This window comes from Streptomyces sp. NPDC088745, from assembly GCF_044751045.1.
Lineage (GTDB): Bacteria > Actinomycetota > Actinomycetes > Streptomycetales > Streptomycetaceae > Streptomyces > Streptomyces cremeus.
Map to the genome: position 1 here is coordinate 294804 of NZ_JBIVLB010000011.1, position 7076 is coordinate 301879.

The window sequence follows — 7076 nt, forward strand, 5'->3', positions numbered from 1 at the left end:
TGGGCGACGACGCCCTGACGGACGCCGCAAAAACGTGACGTCGAGCTGTTCCGCGGCGCCGGCCCGCCCCTCCTGGGTGGGGGGGGCCGTCGCCCGTACCCAAACGCTCCTCAAGGGCGAGAACGGCATCGGCACCGTCCGCAGGACCACCCTCCCGGGCGGCCTGCGCATCGTCACCGAAACCCTCCCCTCCGTCCGCTCCGCCACCTTCGGCATCTGGGCCAACGTCGGCTCCCGCGACGAGACCCCGTCCCTGAACGGCGCGACGCACTACCTCGAACACCTCCTCTTCAAGGGCACGGCCAAGCGCAGCGCCCTGGACATCTCCTCCGCCGTCGACGCGGTCGGCGGCGAGATGAACGCCTTCACGGCGAAGGAGTACACCTGCTACTACGCCCGCGTCCTCGACACCGACCTCCCGCTGGCCATCGACACGGTCTGCGACATGCTGACCGGCTCGCTGATCCGCCAGGAGGACGTCGACGCCGAGCGCGGAGTGATCCTCGAAGAGATCGCGATGACCGAGGACGACCCGGGCGACTGCGTGCACGACCTGTTCGCGCACACCATGCTCGGCGACACCCCCCTCGGCCGCCCGGTCCTGGGCACCGTCGACACCATCAACGCGCTCCAGGCCGACCGCATCCGCCGCTTCTACAAGAAGCACTACGACCCCACCCACCTGGTGGTCGCCGCCGCGGGCAACGTGGACCACGCCAAGGTCGTGCGCCAGGTCCGCAGGGCCTTCGAGAACGCCGGCGCCCTCGGCCGCCCGGACGCCGCCCCGGTCGCCCCGCGCGCGGGCTCCCGCACGCTCCGCACCGCCGGCCGCGTCGAGCTCCTGAACCGCAAGACCGAGCAGGCCCACATCGTCCTCGGCATGCCGGGCCTGGCCCGCAACGACGAGCGCCGCTGGGCGCTCGGCGTCCTCAACACCGCCCTCGGCGGCGGCATGTCCTCCCGCCTCTTCCAGGAGGTCCGCGAGAAGCGCGGCCTGGCCTACAGCGTGTACTCGTACACCTCGGGCTTCGCCGACTGCGGCCTGTTCGGCGTGTACGCGGGCTGCCGCCCGAGCCAGGTGCACGACGTCCTGAAGATCTGCCGCGACGAACTCGACAAGGTGGCCGCCGACGGCCTCACCGACGACGAGATCCGCCGCGCGGTCGGCCAGCTCTCCGGTTCCACGGTCCTCGGACTCGAGGACACCGGCGCGCTCATGAACCGCATCGGCAAGAGCGAACTGGCCTGGGGCGAGCACATGTCGGTCACCGACATGCTCACCCGCATCTCCGAGGTCACCCCGGACGAGGTCAGGGAAGTCGCCCGCGACATCCTGGGACAGCGGCCGTCCCTCTCGGTGATCGGTCCGCTCAAGGACAAGCAGGCCGCCCGCCTCGACGAAGCGGTCGCGTAACCCCCTTCACGGCGTTTAAGGAAGAAGCAATGAGCAAGCTGCGCGTGGCGGTCCTCGGTGCCAAGGGCCGCATCGGCTCCGAAGCGGCCCGGTCCGTCGAGGCCGCCGAGGACCTGGACCTGGTCGCCGCCCTCGACCGGGAGGACGCGCTGGAGACCCTGAAGGACTCCGGCGCCCAGGTCGTCGTCGACCTGACCCACCCCGACTCGGTGATGGCCAACCTCGAATTCTGTGTACGCCACGGAATGCACGCCGTCGTCGGCACCACCGGCTGGAACGACGACCGCCTCGCGCAGCTCGGCTCCTGGCTGGAGGAATCCCCCTCCACCGGTGTCCTGATCGCCCCGAACTTCTCCATCGGCGCGGTCCTCACCATGAAGTTCGCGCAGATCGCAGCCCCGTACTTCGAGTCCGTCGAGGTCATCGAGCTGCACCACCCCAACAAGGCCGACGCCCCCTCCGGCACGGCCGCCCGCACCGCCCAGCTGATCGCCGCGGCCCGCGCCGAGGCGGGCAGCGCCCCCATGCCGGACGCCACCTCGACCGCCCTGGACGGCGCACGCGGCGCCGACGTCGACGGCGTCCCCGTCCACTCGGTCCGCCTGCGCGGCCTGCTGGCCCACCAGGAAGTCCTCCTCGGCGGCGAGGGGGAGACCCTCACCGTCCGCCACGACTCCCTGCACCACAGCAGCTTCATGCCGGGCATCCTGCTCGGCGTCCGCAGCGTGGTGACCACCCCCGGCCTCACCTTCGGCCTGGAACACTTCCTCGACCTGAACTGACGGCACCCGCCATGCGCGCAAAGATCACCTACTTCATCACGGCAGCCGTCCTGGTCGTCTTCTTCGTCCTGGTCGGCGGCCGTGCCGTCGCCATGATGCGACTGGGCACCCCGCTGGGCGTCGGCCTCGGCCTCGCCGCGCTGATCATCCCGCTCATCGGCGTCTGGTTCCTCTGGAAGAACACCCAGTTCGTACGGAAGGCCAACAAGCTGGCGGCGCTCCTGGACGCCGAAGGGGCACTGCCCGTCGACGAACTGCGGCGCACTCCGGCCGGCCGGATCGACCGCGACTCCGCCGACGAGGTGTTCGCCAGGCGCCGCGCGGAGACCGAGGACTCCCCGGCCGACTGGCGCTGCTGGTTCCGCCTGGCCGTCGCCTACCAGGACGCCCGGGACACCCCGCGCGCCCGCAGGGCGATGCAGCGCGCCATCGCCCTGCACGACGGCAAGCAGGTCCCGTCCTAGGGACCCGGCCGGTCCTCCCGGACCCGCGCGAAGACACACAGGTGAGGGGCGGCCTCCTTGGAGGCCGCCCCTTACCTGCGCTGACCGCGCGTCGCGCTACCGTCCCCGGTACTCCTCGCCCCACGCCTCAATGGTGTCGGCCGCCCGGTCGAACGCCTCCACCCGGGACAGGAAGTCCGCGTCGTGGTCGGTGAGCAGCGGCGGCAGCGCCGCACCGCCCTGCCGGTCCATCACCAGCGCCTGCCCCTGCACCGTGCGCGGCAGCCCGAGCCACCGCACCGGCTGCTGCACGGTCCGTACGTGGGAGGTCTGGTCCCACGGCACCGTCACGGTGCTGAAGAACCCCACCCGGCGCAGCCCGGCCCGGCTGACCCACACCCCGAGCCGCAGGATGCGCAGCGCACAGGCGATCAGGCCCGCCCCGACGCCGAACACGATCAGCGCACCGGTCACTTCGGCGGCGAAGGCGATGATCATCGCCGACAGCAGGACGAACGACGCCAGCAGCAGCAACAGCGCGGCCGTCCCGACCCGGTAGGGCCCGGGGCGGTACGGCCGCCGCCACTGGTCGTGATCGTCGAACGGCAGCGCGATGTCGTCCGCGCCTGTTTCAAAAGCGCGATCGGCCGTCAGGAAAGGCAGGGGCACGACTGGTCCTCACTCACAAGCACGCTCGATTCGCTGTGCCCGGTGAGGCTACCGAGCGGACTCCTGCCGGGCCACCTCAGGGGGGCCGGAAGGAGTCAACGTCCCTCGGACGCCTCGGACTGCTGCACCTTGCCCGTCGAGTGCCCCGGGTCCAGCGCGGGAAGCCCGAAGAGCAGGGAACCGACGAGCCCGGCGACCACGGTCAGACCGACCAGCGATCGGCCGAGCACCTGACTCGCACTGGGACGTTCGGGAGTGGGCGGGACGACGTTACTGCGGAAGCGGTCGGCCTCGGCCACGAAGGCGAACGGGACGGCTTCTCGCCGGCGAAACATGGGTGGCGCTCCTTATGTCATCAATCCGGATGTGTCTGTGATGCCCTGCACAGGCACCTCTACAGAGACAGACGAACAACCGTCTCACTTGGTGCCCGATTTCCCCGGATTGCTCAAAGAACGCCCTGCCGCCTCATTTCCCCGCGGACACCTGCGCGCCTGCATGGCCCTTGCGGAACAGGAGGCGGGCACAGATGTACGGATGGGCCGCACGAGGTGTCCGTATTGCGACGTTTCGAGAAGTTCATCTAGGCTGAACAAACGGACCCGGCACTGCTTGAACCCCCGAGCAGGCAGTGCCGGTGTCCTTTTCCCCCCCCTCTGCCCGCCTCCCCAGTGTCCCCCCGAGGGGACACCCCGCGCTGATCAGCGAGTAGCGTGTTACCCATGGCTCCGATCTCCACTCCGCAGACCCCCTTCGGGCGGGTCCTCACCGCCATGGTCACGCCCTTCACGGCGGACGGCGCACTCGACCTCGACGGCGCTCAGCGGCTCGCCGCCCATCTGGTGGACGCAGGCAACGACGGCCTCGTCGTCAACGGCACCACCGGCGAGTCCCCGACCACCAGCGACGCGGAGAAAAACGACCTGGTACGGGCGGTACTGGAAGCGGTCGGCGACCGGGCCCACGTCGTCGCCGGAGTCGGCACCAACGACACCCGCCACAGCCTGGAGCTGGCCCGCGCCGCCGAGCAGATCGGCGCTCACGGCCTGCTCGCGGTGACGCCGTACTACAACAAGCCCCCGCAGGAGGGCCTCCTCCGCCACTTCACGGCCATCGCGGACGCCACCGGCCTCCCGGTCATGCTGTACGACATCCCCGGCCGCAGCGGCGTACCGATCAACACCGAGACGATCGTCCGCCTCGCCGAGCACCCCCGGATCGTCGCCAACAAGGACGCCAAGGGCGATCTGGGCCGTGCGAGCTGGGCCATCGCCCGCTCCGGCCTCGCCTGGTACTCCGGCGACGACATGCTGAACCTCCCGCTGCTCTCCGTCGGCGCCTGCGGCTTCGTCTCCGTCGTCGGCCACATCGTCACCCCGGAGCTCCGCACCCTCCTCGACGCCCACCTGTCCGGCGACGTGCAGAAGGCCACCGAGCTCCACCAGCGGCTCCTCCCGGTCTTCACCGGCATGTTCCGCACCCAGGGCGTCATCACCACGAAGGCCGCGCTCGCCCTCCAGGGCCTGCCCGCCGGCCCGCTGCGGCTGCCCCTCGTCGAGCTCTCCGCCGACGAAACCCACCAGCTCAAGATCGACCTCGCCGCGGGCGGGGTACAGCTCTGAACAACGGACTTCACAACTGAACAAGCACCACCCCCAGCACGGGCGGACACCCCGCCCCCACCCCCACACGTGCCGTCCGCGCACGTCACGACATGTTCGCCACGCTCTCCCCGAGCTCCGTGGCGCGCATGGTAAGGAGAGTCTTTTGAGTCATCCGCACCCCGAACTCGGCGCCCCCCCGAAGCTGGCCAAGGGCGGCCTGCGCGTCACCCCGCTGGGCGGTCTCGGCGAAATCGGCCGCAACATGACCGTCTTCGAATTCGACGGCCGCCTCCTCATCGTGGACTGCGGCGTCCTCTTCCCGGAGGAGGAGCAGCCCGGCATCGACCTGATCCTGCCGGACTTCACCTCCATCAAGGACCGCCTCGACGACATCGAGGGCATCGTCCTGACCCACGGCCACGAGGACCACATCGGAGGCGTCCCCTACCTCCTGCGCCTCAAGCCGGACATCCCGCTGATCGGCTCCAAGCTGACCCTCGCCCTGATCGAGGCCAAGCTCCAGGAGCACCGCATCCGCCCGTACACGCTCGAAGTCGTCGAGGGCGACCGCGAGGGCCTGGGCCCCTTCGACTGCGAGTTCGTCGCGGTCAACCACTCCATCCCGGACGCCCTTGCCGTCGCCATCCGCACCCCCGCGGGCCTGGTCGTCGCCACCGGCGACTTCAAGATGGACCAGCTCCCGCTGGACGGCCGCCTCACCGATCTCCACGCCTTCGCGCGTCTGAGCGAGGAGGGCATCGACCTCCTCCTCTCGGACTCCACGAACGCCGAGGTCCCGGGCTTCGTCCCGCCCGAGCGCGACATCTCCAACGTGCTCCGCAACGTCTTCGCGAGCGCCGACAAGCGCATCATCGTCGCGAGCTTCGCCAGCCACGTGCACCGCATCCAGCAGATCCTGGACGCCGCCCACGAGTACGGCCGCCGCGTCGCCTTCGTCGGCCGCTCGATGGTCCGCAACATGGGCATCGCCCGTGACCTCGGCTACCTGCGCGTCCCCGCCGGCCTCGTCGTCGACGTCAAGACCCTCGACGACCTCCCCGACGAGGAAGTGGTCCTGGTCTGCACCGGCTCCCAGGGCGAGCCGATGGCCGCCCTGTCCCGGATGGCCAACCGCGACCACCAGATCCGCATCGTCCCCGGCGACACGGTCATCCTGGCCTCGTCCCTCATCCCGGGCAACGAGAACGCGGTCTACCGCGTCATCAACGGCCTGACCCGCTGGGGCGCCAACGTCGTCCACAAGGGCAACGCGAAGGTGCACGTCTCCGGCCACGCCTCGGCCGGCGAACTGCTGTACTTCTACAACATCTGCAAGCCCAAGAACCTGATGCCGGTCCACGGCGAATGGCGCCACCTGCGCGCCAACGCCGAGCTGGGCGCCCTCACCGGCGTCCGCAAGGACCACATCGTGATCGCCGAGGACGGCGTCGTCGTCGACCTGATCGACGGCCGCGCCAAGATCGTCGGCAAGGTCCAGGCCGGTTACGTGTACGTCGACGGCCTCTCGGTCGGCGATGTCACCGAGTCCCACCTCAAGGACCGCCGCATCCTCGGCGACGAGGGCTTCATCTCGGTCTTCGTCGTGGTCGACAGCTCCACCGGCAAGATCGTCGGCGGCCCGACCTTCCACGCCCGCGGCTCCGGCATCGACGACTCGGCCTTCAACGGCGTCACCCCGAAGATCGAGGAAGCTCTCATGCGCTCCGCGGCCGACGGAGTGATGGAAGCGCACCAGATCCAGCAGCTCATCCGCCGCTCGGTGGGCAAGTGGGTGTCCGACACCTACCGCCGCCGGCCGATGATCCTCCCGGTCGTGGTCGAGGTCTGACCGAGGTCCCTGTACCTCATCTTCTGGAGCGGGGCACCTCGATTTGCATCGGGGCACCCCGCTCCAGTACGTTTACGTCTCCACCCCAGCGGGAAGCAACACACGTTCGCGTGTCTGCTGTCCTCCACGGGACTGGAAATTCCGACTCAGAACTTCTGATAAAGTCGGAGCCGCCGGAAAGGGAAAACGCGAAAGCGAAGGACCTGGAAAGCGGTGAGCAGAAACCGAGGAAATCGGCACTGGAAACAGTCTGATAGAGTCGGAGACGCAAGAACAACAGAAACACCGAACGAAAACGTCCGGAGGAAAGCCCGC

Annotated in this window: 7 protein-coding genes; 5 read left to right on the plus strand and 2 right to left on the minus strand. The window is 69.4% G+C overall.

What is annotated here, in order from left to right:
- Nucleotides 1–34: 34 nt before the first annotated feature.
- From ACIP93_RS26935 to ACIP93_RS26945, 3 genes are read left to right on the plus strand one after another with little or no spacing between them, the layout of a single operon-like run.
- Nucleotides 35–1414, plus strand: a complete 1380-nt coding sequence (locus ACIP93_RS26935) for a M16 family metallopeptidase (RefSeq protein ID WP_401762420.1) — start codon at nt 35–37, stop codon at nt 1412–1414.
- Nucleotides 1415–1443: 29 nt separating this feature from the next.
- Nucleotides 1444–2196, plus strand: coding sequence for a 4-hydroxy-tetrahydrodipicolinate reductase (gene dapB, locus ACIP93_RS26940; protein WP_401762398.1), 753 nt, complete (start codon nt 1444–1446; stop codon nt 2194–2196).
- An 11-nt stretch (nt 2197–2207) separates the two neighbouring features.
- A complete protein-coding gene (locus tag ACIP93_RS26945; RefSeq protein ID WP_401762401.1) occupies nt 2208–2660 on the plus strand; it encodes a hypothetical protein in 453 nt (150 codons plus the stop codon).
- A gap of 96 nt (nt 2661–2756) precedes the next feature.
- On the opposite strand, the gene ACIP93_RS26950 is transcribed toward ACIP93_RS26945, so the two are convergent.
- Nucleotides 2757–3308: a hypothetical protein gene (locus tag ACIP93_RS26950; protein WP_345217306.1), complete on the minus strand. Its 552-nt coding sequence runs from the start codon at nt 3306–3308 to the stop codon at nt 2757–2759.
- A gap of 95 nt (nt 3309–3403) precedes the next feature.
- Entirely contained in the window at nt 3404–3643 is a 240-nt protein-coding gene (locus tag ACIP93_RS26955; protein ID WP_345217307.1) for a hypothetical protein, read from the minus strand.
- Between the two features lie 387 nt (nt 3644–4030).
- On the opposite strand from ACIP93_RS26955, the gene dapA reads away from it, so the two are divergent.
- Together dapA and ACIP93_RS26965 are read left to right on the plus strand one after the other, a co-directional pair.
- Nucleotides 4031–4930 (plus strand): 4-hydroxy-tetrahydrodipicolinate synthase, encoded by a 900-nt coding sequence (dapA, locus tag ACIP93_RS26960; RefSeq protein ID WP_345217308.1) that lies wholly within the window; start codon nt 4031–4033, stop codon nt 4928–4930.
- A gap of 145 nt (nt 4931–5075) precedes the next feature.
- Entirely contained in the window at nt 5076–6761 is a 1686-nt protein-coding gene (locus ACIP93_RS26965) for a ribonuclease J (protein ID WP_345217309.1), read from the plus strand.
- Nucleotides 6762–7076: the final 315 nt, after the last annotated feature.

Excerpts from the sequence above, each read along its gene's own strand:
- ACIP93_RS26945 (WP_401762401.1), top strand. The coding sequence starts at position 2,208 with ATGCGCGCAAAGATCACCTACTTCATCACGGCAGCCGTCCTGGTCGTC.
- dapA (WP_345217308.1), top strand. The coding sequence starts at position 4,031 with ATGGCTCCGATCTCCACTCCGCAGACCCCCTTCGGGCGGGTCCTCACC.
- dapB (WP_401762398.1), top strand. The coding sequence starts at position 1,444 with ATGAGCAAGCTGCGCGTGGCGGTCCTCGGTGCCAAGGGCCGCATCGGC.
- ACIP93_RS26955 (WP_345217307.1), bottom strand. The coding sequence starts at position 3,643 with ATGTTTCGCCGGCGAGAAGCCGTCCCGTTCGCCTTCGTGGCCGAGGCC.